At 40.2% G+C, this 21,110-nt stretch carries 14 protein-coding genes; 10 read left to right on the forward strand and 4 right to left on the reverse strand.

Annotated features, from left to right (window positions below; translation table 11 throughout):
* Nucleotides 1-47 precede the first annotated feature (47 nt).
* From ACKWCF_RS06920 to ACKWCF_RS06935, 4 genes are all read left to right on the forward strand, one after another.
* Complete coding sequence (locus ACKWCF_RS06920; RefSeq protein ID WP_409479977.1) at nt 48-2,402, forward strand: parallel beta-helix domain-containing protein; 2,355 nt, start codon at nt 48-50, stop codon at nt 2,400-2,402.
* A 110-nt stretch (nt 2,403-2,512) separates the two neighbouring features.
* On the forward strand, nt 2,513-3,019 hold the full coding sequence (locus ACKWCF_RS06925) for a Fur family transcriptional regulator (RefSeq protein ID WP_409479978.1): 507 nt from the start codon (nt 2,513-2,515) through the stop codon (nt 3,017-3,019).
* Between the two features lie 14 nt (nt 3,020-3,033).
* Nucleotides 3,034-5,658 (forward strand): excinuclease ABC subunit UvrA, encoded by a 2,625-nt coding sequence (gene uvrA, locus ACKWCF_RS06930; RefSeq protein ID WP_409479979.1) that lies wholly within the window; start codon nt 3,034-3,036, stop codon nt 5,656-5,658.
* A 23-nt stretch (nt 5,659-5,681) separates the two neighbouring features.
* Nucleotides 5,682-6,734: a DUF475 domain-containing protein gene (locus ACKWCF_RS06935; protein ID WP_409479980.1), complete on the forward strand. Its 1,053-nt coding sequence runs from the start codon at nt 5,682-5,684 to the stop codon at nt 6,732-6,734.
* Here ACKWCF_RS06935 and ACKWCF_RS06940 read toward each other — a convergent pair.
* Together ACKWCF_RS06940 and ACKWCF_RS06945 are read right to left on the reverse strand one after the other, a co-directional pair.
* Entirely contained in the window at nt 6,678-7,604 is a 927-nt protein-coding gene (locus tag ACKWCF_RS06940) for a DMT family transporter (RefSeq protein WP_409479981.1), read from the reverse strand. The two genes, ACKWCF_RS06935 and ACKWCF_RS06940, sit on opposite strands and share 57 nt — an antisense overlap.
* A complete protein-coding gene (locus ACKWCF_RS06945; RefSeq protein WP_409479982.1) occupies nt 7,604-8,335 on the reverse strand; it encodes an FAD-binding oxidoreductase in 732 nt (243 codons plus the stop codon). The genes ACKWCF_RS06940 and ACKWCF_RS06945 overlap by 1 nt, the downstream gene beginning before the upstream one ends.
* A 112-nt stretch (nt 8,336-8,447) precedes the next feature.
* Here ACKWCF_RS06945 and ACKWCF_RS06950 point away from each other — a divergent pair, with 112 nt between their 5' ends.
* The 4 genes from ACKWCF_RS06950 (at nt 8,448) to ACKWCF_RS06965 (ending at nt 17,624) form a co-directional block, all read left to right on the forward strand.
* Entirely contained in the window at nt 8,448-9,776 is a 1,329-nt protein-coding gene (locus ACKWCF_RS06950) for a D-alanyl-D-alanine carboxypeptidase (protein ID WP_409479983.1), read from the forward strand.
* Between the two features lie 79 nt (nt 9,777-9,855).
* A complete protein-coding gene (locus ACKWCF_RS06955; RefSeq protein WP_409479984.1) occupies nt 9,856-13,338 on the forward strand; it encodes a hypothetical protein in 3,483 nt (1,160 codons plus the stop codon).
* A complete protein-coding gene (locus ACKWCF_RS06960; RefSeq protein WP_409479985.1) occupies nt 13,335-16,436 on the forward strand; it encodes a S8 family serine peptidase in 3,102 nt (1,033 codons plus the stop codon). Before ACKWCF_RS06955 ends, ACKWCF_RS06960 begins: the two co-directional genes overlap by 4 nt.
* 246 nt (nt 16,437-16,682) lie before the next feature.
* Nucleotides 16,683-17,624, forward strand: a complete 942-nt coding sequence (locus ACKWCF_RS06965) for a hypothetical protein (RefSeq protein WP_409479986.1) — start codon at nt 16,683-16,685, stop codon at nt 17,622-17,624.
* A gap of 166 nt (nt 17,625-17,790) precedes the next feature.
* Here ACKWCF_RS06965 and ACKWCF_RS06970 read toward each other — a convergent pair whose 3' ends face one another.
* Entirely contained in the window at nt 17,791-18,471 is a 681-nt protein-coding gene (locus ACKWCF_RS06970; protein ID WP_409479987.1) for a hypothetical protein, read from the reverse strand.
* Nucleotides 18,472-18,563: 92 nt separating this feature from the next.
* Here ACKWCF_RS06970 and ACKWCF_RS06975 point away from each other — a divergent pair, with 92 nt between their 5' ends.
* Nucleotides 18,564-19,217: an HD-GYP domain-containing protein gene (locus tag ACKWCF_RS06975; protein ID WP_409479988.1), complete on the forward strand. Its 654-nt coding sequence runs from the start codon at nt 18,564-18,566 to the stop codon at nt 19,215-19,217.
* Between the two features lie 129 nt (nt 19,218-19,346).
* Here the strand turns inward: ACKWCF_RS06975 and ACKWCF_RS06980 are convergent, their stop codons facing one another.
* Entirely contained in the window at nt 19,347-20,150 is an 804-nt protein-coding gene (locus ACKWCF_RS06980) for a DUF1338 domain-containing protein (protein ID WP_409479989.1), read from the reverse strand.
* 88 nt (nt 20,151-20,238) lie between these two features.
* Between ACKWCF_RS06980 and ACKWCF_RS06985 the strand changes: the two genes are divergently transcribed.
* Complete coding sequence (locus tag ACKWCF_RS06985) at nt 20,239-21,048, forward strand: serine protease (protein WP_409479990.1); 810 nt, start codon at nt 20,239-20,241, stop codon at nt 21,046-21,048.
* Nucleotides 21,049-21,110: the final 62 nt, after the last annotated feature.

Consider the following 21,110-nt stretch of genomic DNA (forward strand, 5'->3'; position numbering starts at 1 on the left):
CCGCATTTCTTTTGTTCGCTTAAGAAAATTTAGCTAAACAAAAGAACATGTTTATCATTAAGCTTTCACTGATCGTGTGTCTATTTTTAGGTTTCGAATCAGCTTTTGCTAAAGCTCTTCAAGCCTTTCAGGTTTCGTCAAATAATTTTGAACAATCGCTAAATGAAGCTCTTGAGCAGGCCGATCACGGGGCCGAAATTATCATGCCCGAAGGTAAATTCTTTTTAAATTCTGAAGTCGTGATTATCAAACACGGTATTAAACTGCGCGGGCAAGGTATGGGTAAAACCATTTTGTCTTTTAAAAATCAAAAAATCGGAGCGCAAGGTGTTTTTGGAAGCGCTAACGCTTTAGAGTTTTCAGACTTTGCCGTTGAAGACAGTTTCGGCAATGCAGTTAAAGTAGTTTCAGCGCAGTCAGTGACTTTTCGTCGTTTAAAAATTTCGTGGACCGCAGGTCCTCGCCGTGAAAACGGGGCTTACGGTTTATATCCCGTTTCGAGCCGGGATGTTTTGGTTGAAGACTGTGAGGTGTCTGATTCTTCAGATGCCGGAATTTACGTAGGGCAGAGTGAAAATATCATCGTTCGCAGAAATAAAGCTTTTCATAATGTCGCCGGAATCGAAATTGAAAATTCACGTTACGCTGATGTGTATGAAAACGAAGCCTTTGATAACACGGCTGGAATTTTAGTTTTTAATTTACCCAATTTGCCTGTTAAAGGCGGACGTCAAACGCGGGTTTTTAATAACCACGTTCATGATAATAACTTAAAAAACTTTTCAACTCCCGGAAGTATCGTTCATTTAGTTCCCGACGGACTTGGTATTTTTATTATGGCCAACAGTGAAGTTGAAATTTTTGAAAATAAAATTATCAACAACAGCTTAACGGGTGTGGCTATTTCTCACTATGCGGTGAGCGAACGTAAGTTCGAGGATACGACTTATGATCCAATGCCTCGTCGTATTTCTATTCGCGATAATACCTTCACTAAAGGAAAATTTAAATTCTTTGATGGTACCCGTATGAACGCCATTATTAAATTGCTTCTTGGATTCACCACGCCAGAAATTATCTATGACGGCATTGAAGATGGAACTTATACAGGTGGCAAATTAGCAGATGCAGATCGTATTTGTATCGGAAAAAATAAAACCACCGATGGTGCAAATGAAGTTCGTTTTGGAAATATGCACTTAGATAATAGCCGTTGGTGGGTGCCATTTCCAGGAGGGCCTGGAACACATGATACAGCTCCGCATGATTGTGTGCTTCAGCCTTTTCCCGAAATTAAATTAGCACTTGCACCAGCACTGCCAGCTTCTCCGGTAAAAGTTAGCGCTGAAACAATTGCTAAAATCTGTAAACAAAAAAACAAAGGTGTTAACTGGCCGGCTTTAGAATACGATTGTCCCAATTTATCAGATTATAATTTATTCTCTCAAAAAGCCGATGCGACTCAAGACCCTCAAGAGCGCGGCTTTAAATACAATCTGAATAACGAGTTATTCACCGACTACGCCGAAAAAGATCGGTTTATCTTTTTACCGCCAAGCACTTCTATGAAGTACACAGAAAATTCAGTTTTAGATTTTCCACTTGGCACAGTCATTACAAAAACATTCTCACTCTTTTTACAAAACCCGAAATCAGAAAAACCTGTAGCTGTTGAAACTCGCTTATTAGTGAAACGTAAAGCGGGTTGGGAAGCGGTTGAATACCTGTGGGATCATTCCAAACAAGACGCGTTTTTATTTTTAGGTGGCAAAGTCGAATCTTACGATATTTTAGCTCACGGTGAAAAACCACTTAAAATCGACTATGCGGTTCCGAATCGTCGTCAGTGTGCCTCTTGTCATATGACCGACACGATTGCAGGAACCATGAGCCCAATTGGTCCTAAAGCTAAATTTTTAAATTGGACATTTTCATCTAACGAAGATGGCAGCCAAGAAAATCAGTTAGTGTATTTCGCACGTAAAGCTTTTTTAAGTGGACTACCGAAAGATTTAAAACAAGTTCCGTCAACAGCGGTATGGTCTTTACCTGAATCAGGTCCGTTAGATCGTCGTGTGCAGGCGTACTTAGAAATTAACTGTGCTCATTGTCACTCACCAAAAGGCGGCGCACGTAATACAGGTTTGTATTTGCAAGCTGAGTTAGATCCAAAAAGTAATTCTTATGGTTACTGCAAACGCCCAGTGGCTGCTGGTCTTGGATCGGGTGGACGATTATTTGATTTCGATCCGCAAGGGGCTGATAAATCCATTGTTTATTACCGCATGGCGAACGATCACTTAGAAGTCAAAATGCCTCAGTTGGGTCGGTCAGTCGCACACACTGAAGCTCTCAAGGTTGTGGAAGAGTGGGCTAATAGCTTAAAAGCTAAATGCCCCTAAGTTTGAATTTGAACTGTCGACATGAAAAAAACAGGTACTTTGCTGCCTAATAGAGCAGTTTGCGAAAATAAAGTTTGCAAATGAAAGTCATTATCAGTATCACTTGATGTATGAAAAACATCGATAGCTCAATTATTCTTCCTGTACACCAAACTTCTGAAACAGTTCGTAAATCTGAACGTTACCAAATCGACGATTTTAAAAAAATGATTCGTTCGATGAACTTAAAAATCACAGATCAACGTTTATTAATTCTTCAGTCTTTACACGACGGCGACAAAAAATCTGGCGAACGCCACGTTACTGCGCAAGAGTTGTTCGAAAAAGTATCGGTGCGCGATTCATCTGTAGGCTTTGCAACAGTTTATCGTTTTTTACGCGACCTAGCAGCTAACGAGTTAGTGACTGAAGTTCGTATGGGTGGCCACGCTTCACGTTACGAATTGACGCCTAAAGAGCATCACGATCACTTAACTTGCACTAAATGCGGCAAGATTTGCGAATTCGAAAACGAAAAAATCGAAGAATTGCAATCACAAGTGGCTAAACACTTCGGCTTCCGTTTGACGGGGCACGTTCTAGAGCTTTTTGGAGTATGTTCAGACTGCCAAAAGTAATATGATATTGGCGAATGGCCAAGCATACTGAAACTAACGACATCGTTGTAAAAGGCGCCAGAGAGCACAATCTTAAAAATGTCTCTCTGTCGATTCCTAGAAATAAAATCACTGTATTCACTGGTCTATCTGGATCTGGTAAATCATCTTTAGCCTTTGATACGGTTTATGCTGAAGGCCAACGTAGGTACGTTGAAAGTTTATCTGCGTACGCGCGCAATTTCTTAGAACAATTAAAAAAACCTGAAGTAGATTCTGTCACTGGATTATCACCAGCAATTGCGATTGATCAAAAGTCAGTAGGTTTAAGCCCACGTTCAACGGTGGGAACAATCACCGAAATCTACGATTACATGCGATTGTTGTACGCTAAAGTGGGAACACCTTGTTGTCCGATTCACCATGTGCCTGTAAGTTCGCAAACACCGCAAGCGATTGTCGATGAAATTTTAAAAAAACCACAAGGTACTAAGTTTTACGTTTTAGCTCCAATGGCCCAAGGTAAAAAAGGTGAGTTCATGGCTGAATTCACAAAGTGGCTTAAAAAAGGTTTTGTTAAAGCTAAAGTCGACGGAAAATTTATCGATCTGGAAAAAGCCACAAAACTTGCGAAAACAAAAACGCATGATATTGATTTAGTGGTCGATCAATTAATTTTAAAAGATTCTATCAAACACCGCCTATCTGAAAGTGTGAATACAGCTTTATCATTAGCGGCGGGCCGCTTAGTGATTGAAACTGTTAAAGCTAACGGTGATGGTGAAAGACATAATTTTTCAATGCATTCAGCTTGTCCTGAGTGTGGTTTCAGTTTTCCTGAGTTAGAACCTAGGCTTTTTAGTTTTAATAACCCACGTGGGGCCTGTGAATCATGTAATGGTTTAGGAACGCTTGATTTAGTTGAAGAAGAACAAATTTCTGATTCTGAAGTGGGCGGTAAAAAACTAGATTCGGTGAAGTACACTTATAAAGGCAAAAAAGCCACCGGTGATGACGACGACGAAGAAGAGGAAATGGTTCTTAATGCGTGCCCAACTTGTAAAGGCACGCGTTTAAAAGCGGAAAGTTTAAATGTTTTAATCGATAAGAAAAATATCGCCGAACTTTCTGATTACTCAGTGACAGAACTTAGCCAATTTTTCAAAAAAGCTAAATGGACATCTAAGCAACAATTCATCGCTGAAAAAATCGTAAAACAAATTTCTGACCGCTTAACTTATTTAGAGCGCGTGGGAACTTCCTATTTATCATTATCTCGCCCGGCCAGAACATTATCTGGTGGTGAAGCACAACGTATTCGTCTGGCCACACAAGTAGGTTCAGCGCTTATTGGCTGCATGTACGTAATGGATGAGCCAAGTATTGGTTTACATCCGCGTGATCACCATAGATTACTTGAAATCATCGGCGAACTAAAAGATCGCGGCAATACGATTGTTTTAGTTGAGCATGATGAAGACACTATTTTATTTGCTGACTATGTGGTCGATCTTGGTCCGCGCGCTGGTAAATTAGGTGGAGCTTTGATCGCTGAAGGAACGCCTCAGCAGTTAATGAAAAATCCTAACTCTGTAACGGGTCAGTATTTATCAGGAGCTCGTAAAATTCCAGTTCCTAAAACCCGTCGTAAAGGCAACGGTCTCTTCGTAAAACTTACGGGAGCAACGGGTAATAATCTGCAAAACGTAGATCTAGAAATTCCGTTAGGCACCTACACCTGTGTAACCGGAGTCTCGGGCAGTGGTAAATCGACTTTAATTATTGATACGTTATACAAAATCTTAGCGAAAGAATTTTATAAAGCGAATGCTGTGCCTTCGCCGTATAAATCGATCGAAGGTTTGCAACATATCGATAAAGTTATTGATATCAATCAACGCCCCATCGGTCGTACACCACGTTCAACGCCGGCAACCTATGTTGGCTTACTTCCCATGATTCGTGATCTGTACGCTTCGTTGCCTGATGCTAAACTGCGTGGTTTTGAACCGGGCCGTTTTAGCTTTAACGTTAAAGGTGGAAGATGTGAAACTTGCATGGGCCACGGACAAATCCGTATGGAGATGCACTTTCTATCAGACGTGTTTGTTCAGTGTGATACCTGCCAAGGTAAGCGCTACAACCGTGAAACCTTACAAATTAAATATAAAGAAAAAAATATCGCCGATGTTCTGGCTATGAATGTTGAAGAGGCCTTAGAGTTCTTCAAAAATCACTCGCAAATTTACCGAAAACTTGAAACACTTCACAAAGTGGGTCTTGATTATATGACACTGGGTCAGTCATCAACGACACTTTCTGGTGGTGAAGCGCAACGTGTGAAATTATCAAAAGAACTTTCACGCCGTGGCACAGGTAAAACTTTATACATCTTAGATGAGCCGACAACGGGTCTTCATTTTGACGATGTCAGAAAGTTAGTTGAGTTAATGCAAGAATTAACAGAACAAGGTAATACAGTTCTGGTGATTGAACATAACTTAGAAGTGATGAAATGTGCCGATCATATTATTGATCTGGGCCCAGACGGGGGAATTTACGGCGGTGAAATCGTCGCTAAAGGCACTCCAGAAGCTGTCGCAAAAAATACGCGCAGTGAAACTGCTAAATTTTTAAAACCATTATTAGAAAAAAGATAAAAAAGTAGAAAAGGAATAACAGCATGCTGAAATACATCAGAGGTTCATTAATTATTACAGTGATCGGCTTAGGTTTAGCCATGGGGTTTGAATGGTATCAAACCGGTTCAACAAGCCATATGCTACAAGCAGGTTTTACGGCGCTGATCTTAGCGGTCTTAGAAATTTCACTTTCATTTGATAATGCCGTGGTCAATGCCACAGTGATTAAAAAAATGGATGAAGTTTGGAAAAGACGCTTCTTAACTTGGGGTATTTTAATCGCCGTGTTCGGTATGCGTTTAGTGTTTCCGCTGGCGATTGTGGCGATTATCGCTCACATCAATCCGGTTGAAGCTTTAATGCTTTCATTAAACGATCCGGCTAAATACGCAGAACTTATGACATCAGCTCATATTACAGTTTCTGCATTTGGTGGAATGTTCTTATTTATGGTGTTCTTACATTACTTCATGAATGAAGATAAAGAAGAGCACTGGATTCACATCATCGAAAAGCCATTAGTGATGGTGTCACAATATAAAGGCGTTGAGATCATCGTGGCTTTAGTGTCTTTACTGGCCATTACAAGCTTAATGGCGGCTCCAGATCAAATTCGTTTCTTAGTTCCAGGTCTATGGGGCATGATCACGTACTTAATCGTGCACAGTTTCTCTGATTTCTTAGAAAGCATGGAGTTAACTCGTGATGCAAACTTAATGGCTAAAAAAACGATGATGTCAGCAGGTTTTGGTATGTTTATGTACCTAGAAATCTTAGATGCTTCGTTTTCTTTTGACGGTGTGATCGGGGCTTTTGCTATCACGCAAAGTTTAGTTCAAATCATGATCGGTCTAAGTATCGGGGCGTTCTTCGTACGTAGCTTAACGTTGTACTTGGTAGAAAAAGATACTCTAGGACAAATTCGCTTCTTAGAGCACGGCGCTTTCTATGCGTTAGGTGCCCTATCAATGATGATGTTATTAGATTATTTCTTTCATATCCCTGAATGGTTAACGGGGCTTACTGGGGCTGCGATCTTAGCTGTCAGTATTCTTTGGTCGTTCTACGTAGATCGTAAGGGCAGAAATACCTAAGATTAAAATGGCTCCGGCCAATTGGATCGGAGTCAGTTTTTCATTTAAAAGCGCCGACGCGAATAAAAACGAATAAGGCGCTTCTAATAAACACAGCATACTGGCTGTGGTTGTCGATAACACTCTTTGTGCTCTTACTTGTAAGTAGAACGCTCCTAAAGTCACAAGAATCGCTAATCCTATAACTGATACCACAGAAATATAGTTTGTGATCGGTGGAAAAAATGGAATATCTTTAGCCGACATATCGTAAGCTAAAAATGGAATTAAAAAGATCCACGCCCAAAAAGTTTGTGATGTATTAAAGCGAAAACCGCTTTGCATTTTTTTAGAACCGATCCCGACCGCGATAATATGAAATGTCGAAGTGACCGCCACTAGAATCGTAAACAGATCACCGCTTTGCAGTCGTAAACCGTTGTTCGGAAGGTCTAATAATAATCCCATTCCTAAAAAGGCCACAAAACTTAAAGCAAAGTGGTACCAATGAACTTTAGATTTTAAGAAAAAGTAATTCGCAAACGGAATTAACACCACATAAAGCGAAGTGATGAAACTTGAATTTGTCGCTGTTGTTGTTTGTAGACCAATCGTTTGAAAGATCAGTGAGCTTCCAAGGCCAACACCGGCTAGAAGCCCAATCTTATAATCGCGGTGTGATTTTTTAAACCCTTCGCGGTCAAAAACAAAAAACATCATTTCAGCTAAAACGATGGCAAAAGCAAAACGCCAGAAAACTAAAGTGGTTGGGCTAAAATCTACAAGCGCCCATTTTACGAAAGTAAAAGAAATTCCCCAGAGCATTCCCGCAATGAACAGTTCTAAAACCGCTCGATGATAGGTTGGAATAGCAGCCAGGGCCTTGCGCATTAGTCGAAAGCCTCAGCCCAGAAGCGTGTTTTATCAAAACCATCAACTTCTAGAACTTGGTGTTTCACATCTTTAATCATCGCCCCGTTACCGCAAAGGTAGAACGTTGTCGGTGTGTTTTTGTAATCGATTTCAGTTAAGAAATTTTGGATATAACCTTTTTTGCCAGTCCATTTTTCAGTCGGGCGGCTAAGAACGTAGTGATACTCAAAATTTGGAAGGTGTTTTTTTAACGCTTCTAGTTCTTCGCGGTAGTAAATGTCTTCTTCGTAACGTAGACCAAAATACATTTTGTATTTTAATTCAGGGTACTGTTTCATTTTTGATTCTAGGTAACAAAAGTGTTGTGAAATACCGCTGCCAGTATTGAAGAAAACAATTTGTTCTGTTGGTGGCTCTTGAAAGAACACTTTTCCAAATGGGCCTGTGAAATTTAAAATTTCATCGCCTTTTAAACCCCAAACATATTTTGAAGCCACACCGTTATCGACGAATTTGAAAATTAAACGAAATTTTTGTAAATCGTGTTCAGTGGTTGCAATCGAATAAGCGCGAAGAGCGGCTTTCATCGGTTGGCCATTTTCATCAGTTTGCGGAACATGAAGCATAACGAATTGGCCGGCTCTAAACTTAAATTCAGGGTGGCTAATGACCTGAAGATCTAGCTCGCGAATTTGTTTTGTGTGGTCAGTGATTTTATTGATTTTGTAGTTGTAAATAATACGGCTCATAAGCCCGTATATTCGTTATTAGAGCGTAAATTGTCAAAGTAAACCTAAATAATTTTCAAGGCAAAGCTTAGCCCTTGAACGGGTATTTACCCCCAAGCTAAAACCTTACCCGATGTTAAAAAAATCACTTCTTTTTTGTTTGTCGTTAGCTTTTATCGCGTCTTGTACGCCAAGCTCGAGTTCGTCAGACGGAGTCGTTGCTTATTCACCTAAAAAAGAAGATCTCATTAAGGCTCAGCCTCAGGCCCAGCCAGTCCGTAAGCTTTTATACAGCGGTGATTCAAGTGTCAGCTACTGCGAATCAGCTTTAGGAAGCAACCAGAACTATTCAGGCTACCGCGATCACAAACTTTACCCTTCAGCGTCAGTCAGCAAAGTGTTTTTAACTGCTTTTGCTTTAAGCCGTTTAGGAACAGATTACAAATTTATTCATGACTGGCGTTTACGTAAAAACGCTGATGGTTCAGTCGATGCGTACTTAAACTCAAACTTTGACCCGGTATTTAATATCGAAAAAGTGCTTTATACGATGTCGCACTTAAAAAAATACGGCGTCACAAAGATCAGAAATCTGTATATCGCTAAAAGTACGCGCGTGTACTTATCAGTGTTAAATAATCCGCATATTGAATTAGATACGATTCCGGTAAGTCTTGATCAGTCAGTGGATAATTTAAAATTGATCTTCAATTCAGCGAACTGGGGTGGCCAAACTCAGCAAGCTAGACAAAACGTAACTGACTACTTTGAACAACAAGGTAAGTCGATTGATCTACCAAGTTCATTCTCGGTTTCAAATGTGATCTTAGATTCAAACGGGCAGGCACAAAGTGCTTTTGCGAATGCAACTCAATTAAAGATTCAATCCACTTCATTATTTCGTTATTTAAAAGAGATTAACTTAAATTCGAATAACTACATGTCTGACGCGCTCTTTGCTCTTCTTGGCGGTGAAGCGGGATTTCGTAAATTTCAAAACGAAAAACTGGGTTTAGACTTAGATAGCTTAATCATGAAAACAGGCTCTGGTCTTCCAACTGAAATTAACGGTGAGCGCGTTGATAATAAAGCGACTTGTTTTTCAATTCTTAAAGTCATGCATTTTATCAAGCTTATCGCTGATCAAGCGCAATTAGACTTAGGTTATATCTTGTTAACAGCGGGTCTTGATCGTGGAACTTATGAAACAGACTTAGTGATTAACAGATCAGTCGTTTTAAAAACTGGCCGCCTTTACGAAGTACCAGCACTTAATTTAGCGGGTATTGTGTCGACACAAAAAGGTCTGATGGTTTTTGGATTTTTAGGTCATGACTTTGATAACGATAATGAAAAAGCGATGATCGAAAAGCGTGATAATTTACTTCAAGATCTTTTGAATCATTATAAAGAAAAACCAATGTTCAAAACTCTGTCTCAGAATGAGATTTTCTTTCTCTAAGTCAAAAAACACACCCGTATCAGCCTGATACACATTCTTGGCCCCTCGTTAGCTCTATATAAGTTTAACGAGGTGATCTATGAATTTAAAAATTCAGACTGTGTTAGCGACCTTCCTAATTGCATCAGCAGCTTTTGCTCATGAAGGTATCGTTCGTATCCCCTTAAAAACATTCACTAAACCGGCATTAAACTTAGTAGGCCCAGGTGGTAAAAAGCTAAGTATCGCGGATCTTGCAAGAATGAATAACACAGGTGTCGACTTGTCGAAACTTCAGCCAGTTGAAGACAAATACTGGCAGAACAAGAAATACAGCGCCATTGACACAAAGATCCACGCCGAGATGCCTAATGCTGAGACGGGCGTAACTATTGATTCATATCTTGGTGCGAATCGTGAATTAGGTTTTTATACAGTTATTGTTAAGCCATCAAACGGTAAATCTGAGCGCTATGGTTTAACTTTAGGTCTGCAAACGCATGCTTCGTTATTAAAATCAGCTTTATTACGTAAATTAGGTTATTTTCAACAATCACCAAAACACTACGACAAGATCAAATTAAACTTTGCTAATAAAGAAGAAAAAGACTTATTCGTAAAACGCGCATTCTGCGAACAAGGTCCAGACGCCGTATCTATTGACTGTTTATCTATCGCTCCATTTAAAACAGATACAGATAAACGTGAATTTTTATCTGAAGCTGGTGGCAATTCATTATATGTTCACGGCGCTTATTTAGAAAAAATGGATAGCGAAATTCCAAGTTTATTTGATGGTTTAACACCGGCTTCTGTGGAATCTATTCCCTACTTTGCAAGTGATCGTCAATTTCGTGCCTTATTAGTTCCGTTTGTGATCGGTGACGTGCAAGAGTCATTAGGTCGTGTGGCACCAGAATCAGTTTTAGTTCGTGACGGTTGGGCTTATATTAACTTTGCTTTCAGTGATTATTTTTCGCAAACAAGTGGCGATGATGTGAAGTGGATGTTACGTCGCGTGGCTCAATTAACAGATCAAGACTGGAATGAAATCGTTGAGGCGGCTGAATTTCCACAAAGTTTAAATCAGTTAGCAAAAGCGGCGATCATGTCACGTGCGCAAAACATGATGACATGGTTTTTTGACCGCGAAGCTCAAGGCATGATGCAAGCACGCATTCCAGATTTTAACTACTCATCACCAGATGGCTTAGTGGTTAATGGCCGTATCACGCAAGAGTATATTCCAGGTGAACCGCACCGTTTTACTCACGGTGAGCGCCAATCGCCTTTTGAAAAGGGTGATTTTTTAAGATACATGGTGATCAAATCTCAATCTTCAGCGATTGGTTTAGCGATCAGCAAATTATCTGAAAAATTTAAATTACAAAGACAAGAAGTGACATCGCAAAAAGTAAACGGTTTTAGAATCCGTAACGATGGCAAAATCGCTCCAGTAGGTTACGCCGATGGCCGCCAATACGGTCTTAACTTCGGTGCTTCTCGTATCGTAACGACGGGTACTTTTTACGGTTCACAAGCGGCAGTTCAATTAGTTGATAACGTGCGTTTAAGTGCAGGTCTTGGTGTGTTCCGCATGATCGAAGATTTTAGCGGTATCAGCACGATGTTAGGCGGAAATGTCACTTATAACCGTGATTTCACACACGTTGTGCCACTGCAAACGATGAAAGAAACAAAAGAGATCGACTGGAAAGATCTTTATGTGCCTTCACGTTTAGATAAAATCGCATCACCATTAAAAGACGGTAAATTATCTGAGTTCTTCGCAAACTTTAAAAACGGCGAAGTTTTCACAATCACTGAATCTGTGGGTGCCGGCGGATCAGTGGGTTACATGTATGCTTTGGATGCTTTATTAGGTTTTACAGCGCAAACAGTTCCAACGGTGGGCTTATCAGGTGGCGCGAATGCTGTCTTATTACGTCAAACGCAAATCACCAAAACAGATAAAGGCTTTCAAGTTTTTATCCGTAACCAAAACTCAAAAGCTTTCCACGTTACGTTTGATGTGAACTACTTTATTAACTTATTAAAAGTTAAACATGAATCAACATACACTGATCTTCACACTGATGCTTATATCTTAAATTCAAACACTGACTTCATAACGCAAGTTGATGCAGCTATTGAAGAAGTTAAAAAAGAAGCGTTAGCTAAAAAAGAGGACCCAGTAGCTGCGGTTGAAGCTTACTTTTCTGATAACGCTGAATTAGCTAAACGTTATAAATCACAAAAAGGTTTTGCTGATAAAATGTCAGGTGCATTACGTGCCTTAATCTTTCAATCAAGCACTGATCAGTTAGAGACAAACTTCAGAAAACAAGTTTTTCAGATTGACCATGACTTAAATACGAAAGAGTTAAAAACGAAGTTCTTATGGTGGAGAAAATCAAAACTTAAAGAAGAACATTTATTAAAAATTTACAAACCAGAAGTTACAGGTGTTGATTCTGGCGAAGTTGAAAATAAACCAATTGAAGTTGTGACTTACCGTAAAGGTAAATTAACAGGTAAAGACGTTCTAGGTTTTGGCTTAAACGTTTTAGACTACGGTGTTAAAAAACTAAGCCCAGACTATGCACCTGTATTATCGCAAGATGCACAGAACCCATCGCAAATGCCGTTTGGTAAAGCGCAATGGCATATCGTGCGTACCGACACTGAGTTAACTAAACGTCAAGGATCACTTCCTACAGTAGCCGTTCTACAAAACGTGTGGGGTGGTTGGTCGTTAAAGAAAAAAGACTTAGATAAAATCTTACAAGGTTTACGTGATAAGTTTAATACGCCTGAATTTGCGGGAACTGAGTTTCAAACTAAGCCGTTAATTCCGGATAACCGTTTTCATCAGGTAAAGAAGATCGACTTCTTCCGTATTACTGAAAACTTATCTTTACTTCCATCGGCGATTGATAAAATCAAAGCGATGTTAATTACACCGGATATCACAGGGATTAAATTAGATAAAGCGGGATTTTTAACACGCTTATTTAAAAAGGTGAATGAAGACGGCACATCGAAAAGCGCTCGTGCCGAAGATAAAGCGATCTTTAAAAATTTAATGACAGTGATCGGTGGTGGTGATGAAGCTGCTGGTTATGCTCACTACATGGAGCAATGTAAAGCAAACGCTGAAGCTCGCCAAAACAACAATGACCGTCACGGCCAAGATGTGAACACAACAGCTTGGTTAAAAGGTTCTAAGTATGAATGTTTAGAAAGCTGGGTTGACGATATCATTATGTTAGCGCGTGAATATGTAAAAAGCGATGCGCGTGAGCAAAACCGTATCATGACAGAGCTAATCTATGTTTTAGAAGAAAACATTCCATTACCGGTTTTATTAAAAGTATTAGGTAAAGAAAACTACTTATACTTCGTTGAAATCACAGGCTTTAGAAAAGGTGATGAAAACGCAGATGAGGCGTTCTCGGTATCTAACGTGTTAGGTGAGCCTGCGAAAAAGCACCCTTACTCTAACGGCTTAATCAGTATCTTTGCGGAAAAAACTAAAATCATTCCTATTGAATTAGATCGTTCACAAGGGAGCTTCCAATGATTAACTTAAAAAAACTTTCGCTGGCTTCGCTATTAATTCCATTTCTAGCAGCAGCTGGAACGCAGAACGAGTATAAGAATATCATTTCGAAATCTTGGGCGCTCAAAAATACAGGTACCGCTCAGTTATTTGACTTAGACCCTTTACAAACGTACCGCTTACAGGCGCGTGCCGGTGAAGATTTACATTTACTTCCGCCAGTGGCATCACCGGTAGCGTTAAAGAAAATTAAGGTCGCCGTTTTAGATACAGGTGTTGATGTCGAGCACCCGTATTTAAAAAACCGTATCGCGCGTAACGAAAAAGAGTGTGCGAATTACAATAAATTTGAAGCGTGCTTAAAAGCTGAAGATGAAACGGTTAAAACTTGCACTGAAAAGTACTTAGCAACTGATGAAGACGGTAACGGTTACCCGGCCGATTGTAATGGTTGGTCGATCTTCGGTGATCCAACGCCAGTGCAAAATATTATCGGTACTCCAGATGTCGTCGATACTATGGGACACGGTACGCACGTTGCCGGATTAGTCGCTTCGATTTCAGACCAGGTGCAAATTATTCCGGTGCAAGTGATCGCAGAAGCACCCAATGAGCCGGTAAAACCGTTTAGTATTGATTTATCACCAAGTGAAGAAGTGCGTGGTGGTATCAACGCTAACGGTGCTTTAGAAAACGCTGAGCGTACAGCGCGTGGAATTATCTACGCCATGAACGCAGGGGCTGACATCATTACAATGTCAATCGGCTGGCCTGAACAAAACGATACGCAGCTTTTAAAAGACGCTATCGCTGAAGCCCAAGCGCGTGGAATTATCGTATTAGCAGCAGCGGGTAATGACTCGACTCAAAGTTTATTACGCCCTTGCCAGTACGCAGGTGTCATTTGCGTAGGTGCTTCTCGTCCAGATGGTGCGATGGCGCATTTTTCTAACTACGGTTACGGTGTTGATATCGCAGCTCCGGGTACGGGCTTAGTTTCAACTATTCCAATGACTCACAGATCGATCCGTTTACCTGGATTTATCGGTGTAGATATTTTAAATGGAACTTCACAAGCCACGCCATTAGTGGCTGGTATCGTAGCTGATATGTTATCGCGTGGTGTAGCTAAAGAAGAAATTTACCCGCGTTTAATCTTAGGTGCGCGTAAAACAAGTCCAGAGCTTCCAGTTTTAGTAGGCCCTGTACAAACTAAAGGGACTCCGGTTCAGCCAGGAAGATCTTATGAGCGCTATACATTAGCGGGTCTGGTTGATGCGCGTGCCTCAATGGCAGTAAAAGCAAAACCATTGATCTTAAATGCCAATAAAGAAATTCAAGTGATTGAGTGGGACAGAAAATCACGTGAATTATCATTCCAGTTTGCAGTTAAAAACTACTGGTCTGATGTTTCATCTAATGATGTGCAATTAGAAATCGCTTCTAAAAACAAATCACGTTATTACCCAACAGTTGTGTCTTCAGAAATTATCCACGATGGTGATACAATGTGGGAAATGGGTGAAGAGCGTCTTGTGACAGTGAATTTACAAATCACAGACACTGAAGATGGCGCTTTATCGCAAGTGGCTTCTGATTTAACTTTTACAGTTAAGCCGACAGTGGCTGGTGAAAAAGCTTTAAACTTTGAAACACGCGCTGAAATTCAAACGAAGTTAACTAAAGACGCCGTTGGTGCTGATTTAACTTCGATTCCAATCGTTGGCCAGTTAGCCCGTGGTATGAAGTTATTCTTAGTGGATGAAGTTTACGATAGCAACTTAAACACACGCGATTACGTAGCGTTAAAACAAGGCGAGAAAAACTTTGATATTCAGTTAGTGCGTAATGCGAATAACACTTACACGTTTGAAGCGATTAAAACTTTAGACTTTGAAGGTAACATCAAACAAACGCGCCCTGTGCAACGTATCCGTATGGATATCGACGGTGATGGTAAGTCTGAATACATTATCGTAATCCAAGAGTATAAAGAAAAAGGCGGTTTATATAATCAAGGTGATTATACGCTGCATTTCTACATCATGGATTCAAATATGAATCTTAAGAAAAAAGTGGCGTTTTATGACGAGCGCGCGGTTATGCCAACAAACTACAGCTGGTTAAAAGTGGGTAATGAATTACGTCCAGCGTGGGTTATCACAGGTAAACCTGTTATTAAAAAATGGGATGTGACTGACTTATGGCAAACAGATGACGATGCCAAACCAAACATGGGTCAAACAGACATCCGTCTTTATTATTTAGATAAAGACTTTAAGCTTGATGAAATCCAATCGCCAAAAGATTCGCGCATCGTGGATATTATCCAGCCCTCATTAAAACAAGTGCAATCAGGTATCTTACCTGTATTGATTGCGAAAAACTTAGGAACTGAAATTAAACCTTCGTACCTTTACCAGTTCTCTTTAGGTTATGTGCAAAATCTAAAAGTAACGGGTGAGAAAGTTTTAGAAAACTTAAGTGCTTCGCAAAACTACCGTAACTTACTAGATACAAAAGTTGATCGTATTTTAAACTTACACCAAGCTAACGATGAGTACCGTGGTACTTTCTGGTTTGGTTTAGATGCGCACAAAAAACAACGTGTGACAGCGATCGATTTTACGAACAACAAAATGTATGACCGTTTGCTTGAATCAATCACGACGATTTACGATGCACCATTATTAGTGCGTTCGGCGTACATGGGTAAAAAATCACAAGGAGTCTTTGTGATCACGAACAGTGAAATTGAATACCACGATTTTAAAGGAGCTTTTGCTGTTCAAACGAGTTTAAATAAGTACACGTTCATGGGTGATGACTTAACAGTAAATTTACAATTCCCAATTACGATCACGAATCGTAAGTCGGGTGATAAATACCCAGCGTTATTTAACGTGGCAGGAACGGCTGTCAGCCGTGGTGTCAAAATGATTACTCCGGTTTTAGATAAGAACGGAAAAGTGGAGCAGATCTTAGCGCCAGCAAGATTACATATACAAACGCCACAAGGTTGCCGTCCACAAGATGCCCCGCTGTATTTAGGAACAGGCGGATATGCCTTAGATTTCTACTGCGGTGATAAGTTTTTACGACTTCAACTAACATATTAACCTGCGGTTAAATACATACTAACCATCAGTTGCAGAACGTAAATCCTAATTAAATTTGAATAGAGCCAAAAAATTGCATGTCTTTCAATCAGACGTGCAATTTTTTCATCGCGTGTTTCGCGTGTCACGACGCAACTGTTAGTCTTCTCTTATAAATTCGAAAACTGGTGTCAAAAAAGTTGGCCCACGATTAGCAATGCCTCCCCCTGTACTCAAAAACCAAAAAAAACCAAACGGGGGAAATACATGAAATTATCACAAAAGCTTAGTGCTTTATTATTAGTAGTGGGCGTTGCAGCTCTATCATCTTGCGGTGGTGGCGGTGGCGGCGGTGGTGGCGGATCTACGACACCAACAAATCCAAACGATATCTTACAATATCCATACGAAACAGTATACGGCGATGCATGCCGTGGTTCATCTGAACCAACTCCAGGTTGTACTTTCCTTCGTTCAAACGGTCAACGTGCTACAGTTTCTGCTGATCCAGATTACGATCAATATGGTTACGGTTCTGATGACATGTGGTACGTAGTATTCGATTCAAATGGTAACGCAAGCGTTTACAACGATTTAGGCGTATTCCAATATTCAGCTAACATCTCTAGCTTTGCTGGTTATGTTGGTGGAACAACTATCGGTGTAGGTACAACAGGTATGTACTGGGAAAACGTATCTGGTGGAACTTACTGGTTCGGTGACAACGGTGTATTATACTCTGCTAACTCAAATGCATCTAACTACGGTCAAGCGATCAACAATAAAGGTGCTAAAAAAGCGACTGACACTAACTCTAAAGCTATCTCTTCTGAAGCTAACCAAAAGTTAATCAAAGCTGGTGCAGAGAAATTAGTTAAAGAATACAAATTAACTAACTCTAAAGCTATCGCCGTTGCTTCTGCTTTAAACTCTTGGGCTGTAATGGGTGCTGAGCGTGGTAAAGTAACTACTGGTGACATGGATAAAACTTTTAAAACTGTATTCGGTGTTAAATTCAACGAAGCTTTATCAGCTGTAAATGCTTTCCGTAACGGTGGTGCTGATGCTGAAGAAAAAGCTCGTGATCTTACAAACCGTTCTGCAGCTTCTTTAGGTTTAAAACCTGACCAAGCTAAAGACTTCATCAAAGGCATGTACAAAGGTGCTATTGAAGAAGCTGGTATGACGACTGACGATATCCAATGGTAATCGTTAGCTAACTGCTAAATGCTAAATGCTAAAAGCCAGGTTAACTACCTGGCTTTTTTTATTTTGGTCAGTCTCTTGTTTTGATCAGCCTCCGGCTGACCTTTTTTCTGAAGGGCCGACCTCTCGGTCGTCCTTAGTACTCTAATCTATACTTGTCGAAGGCGAATCAATAGTAAAATGCGAAGATCATGTTGCCGGTAAAGCCAATAGCACTGGCTGAAGTGGCGCTTGTGGCAATTTTTTTTGATTGCACTAAACCTTCAAAACGAAGAGCTGTTGTTGAGCCCATTAAATACCAAGATAAAAATCCACCGGCACCCATCGCAAAAACTTGTGAGCTGGCTCCGTTGGTGAATTCGCGGTTTCCGCCATAACCTTGCGCTGTTACGCCATAAACCATTTCTGTGCGGCCTACATTAGGCGTGATGTTGTAATCGAAGTATCCACCCACATAAAAATCAGTATTAAAGCCAGCGCCTTCATCTAACAGGCCGATATGAAGTAGTGGGCCCACTTCGTAATCGCCGAAATTCCAGCCGTAACGGCCTTCGATGTCGATTTGATGTTCTTGCAAATTATCTGATTTAAAGAATGAAGAATTAATCGCCGCAGAAAAAGAATTTTCGCGTGAACGGTTAGATCTAGGGTAATTAACATCTTCGCTGATTAATCCAGATTGTTTGTTGGTTTGAATAATATAAGTTTCGCCTTCAACTAGTGGAGTTGAACTTTCAATAACGGCCTGACGGCCTTTGGTTTTTTTAACAGTAAAGCTTTCAGCGGCATGAGAAAGTGAAGTGATTGTGAAGGCAGTGAAAAACGATAAAATTAATCTGTTGTAAATCATTGTCTCATTATGAGATTGATTTACATACGACTCAAGTCCAGTTCGAAGTTTACCGAAACTTAACCATCAGGCATATTTCTTTGGGGGAATGGATGTCGGTTAAACTCATTTGGGGTAATGTACCTACTTGGGCCTATGACTCTGTCAAAGGCTTACTGGAATGTTTGAAAACTGTTGAGCCATCAACCTATGAGCACTGTCTACGGGTCGGCGAATACTCAAGAAAATTAGCACGCGATATTGGGCTTAATGAATACGAGCAAAAGGTTGCCGAATTCTCAGGTCTTCTTCATGACATTGGTAAAATCGGTGTTGATAAAGACATCCTGTTAAAACCAGGCCGTTTAGATCCGAAAGAATTAGATATCATGAGAAGTCATTCTACGATTTCAGAAACAATCGTAAAACCCTTAGCAACAAATCCTTTTTTCGCTCAGCTTTTGCCAGGTATTCGCGGCCATCATGAACGCATTGATGGTGAAGGTTATCCTGATAAAAAAATCGGTGATGAAATTTCTTTATTTGCCCGTATTATATTAGTTGTAGATACCTTCGATGCGATGACTGAAAATCGTGTTTATAGAAAAGGTCTGCCGCCAGAGATCGCTTTTGCAGAGTTAAAGCGCTGCGGTGGTTCTCAGTTTGATGCCCAGTTAGTCAAAGCGTTTTTACAAGCGCAACCTTACTGGAAAGATAAAGACAACGAACAAGAAACTTATCACGAGATTATTAAAAAGATCGCTTAATCGCGAATTCAAATTTATTCAGAAATTTAAAATAAAAAAACCGACTTTAACGTCGGTTTTTTATTGTTAGAATCTAATGGTCTGACGGCAGGAAGCCGTCAGAAGCAACAGCAGGATGCGAGCTGCGTACTAGTTTTGTTTATTTGTACTTTCAAAGATCTTATCAGCCGATTTAGCGATAAAACCTTGATAAAGTTTGCCGTTCGCTAGCGGGTAGCGTTTAGCAAACTCGTAGTAACAAGCCGGAATTTTAAATGTTCCTTCTTTAAAGTTAACAGGCTCTTCGTTAGCCATTGTCGAGCTTTGCTCTAATAACTCTTCCGGAGTTCCTTTGATTTCGCCACCTGAAGCATTTAATTTTACGCCTAAGCCTTTAACGAAAACGTTTAAGTCTTGGATATTTTTAAATTGGTCTAAGTGGTTAATACTTACGGTAAAGTGGTTTGGTCTAAAACCCCAAGCGTAAACCCAAGAAGCGTATTCGCTCACTTCAGCTAATTTTTCGTAAACTGAATGTTCGATCGGCCAGTGAATGCCGCTAAAAATAAATTCTTCTGAATCAATTTTATTTTGCGGAATAAGTTCCACGATTTGATTGATTGTTTTTTGGACGAACTCTGGCATTTTTTCTAACTCTAATTCAGAGATGAAAATTTTCGGCATGTCAGGATTTGTTTGGTGTTCGTAGTGTTTAGCGTATAATTTTTTTTCTTTGAAAAAGTATTCGCCGCAATCTTTGTAACCATATTTTTCAAAATGTTTAGCTAAAGATTTGATTCCAAGTTTTGGGTGGTTAAATGTTCTTAAAGCGATGTGGTCGTTTAAGACATGTTTGTTACCTTTTGAAAAAGCTTGGAAAATTTGTGCCGCCTGAGGGTTCATTTTTGTGTAATCAACCCACATAGTTTCTAAAAATTGGTTTAAGTTGCTCATGGCTTAAAAATATACCTAAGGTGACGGTGAGTCCAAGCTTTAAGCCGCTAACAACACCTCGCTTCATATTTGCAAGTCGTGCATAACTATGAATAAAAATGCATTAAAATCGATTTTACCGTCCAAATTCTTCCATACTCTCGGGGCAGTTTTGTTTTTTGCCTCGATCGCTGCGGGAGCTGATTCCGGCGAATCTACCGAATCCCGCGCCGTAGCTTTCATGTATTATAATGATGGCTCGTACAGCGGAAACTGCACCGGCTATTACTTAAAATCGGGCGGTGAAGTTCGTATAGTTACAGCCAGACATTGCTTAGGCTTCAGTAAAAACTGGAGTATCTATCCTTACGGGCCAACTGTTAGACCAAGCGATCAAATGCAGCCCAAGGCTGATAAATACAAACGAAGTTTTTCAAAAAACTCGGTGATCATTGATGGCATTGACCACTTTATGGATCCAAAAACGGTGAGTGTGAGTTCATACTTTGAACGCCCCTCAGATATCCCGCCAACTGGCTCAGCTCTAAAAATTTTTGGTTACCCTATGGGCGTAGGCCCCAAAGAATTTTCCTGTATGCTTAAAGGCTACGTGATGCGCCCGAAACAAATTCAGGCTCAGGTTGAAAATGGAATTTTAGGTTATCTTGTGTGTTTAGGCGCAAACATTCAGCCGGGTATTTCAGGTGGGCCCGTGTTAAATGCGCGCGGCGAAGTGATCGGAACGATTTCAGCCAAAGCCTCAACGGTGATTGCGCTTTTTTCTCCGAATTACTTAGCGGGATTACAAACAATTAAAATGTGGAAGATTGTCGGTAATAAATTTGTTGAAGATACAGAACAGACGATGTGCTTTAGTCGCGATCATCGGTTGTTACCACTATCGAAATGTCAGAATTGACTTCAGAAAACGTCAAAAGGGCTCAAGTTTAATGAGCCCTTTTCCAGTGATGCTAAAATTTT

Source organism: Pseudobdellovibrio sp. HCB154, from assembly GCF_046267985.1.
Lineage (GTDB): Bacteria > Bdellovibrionota > Bdellovibrionia > Bdellovibrionales > Bdellovibrionaceae > Pseudobdellovibrio.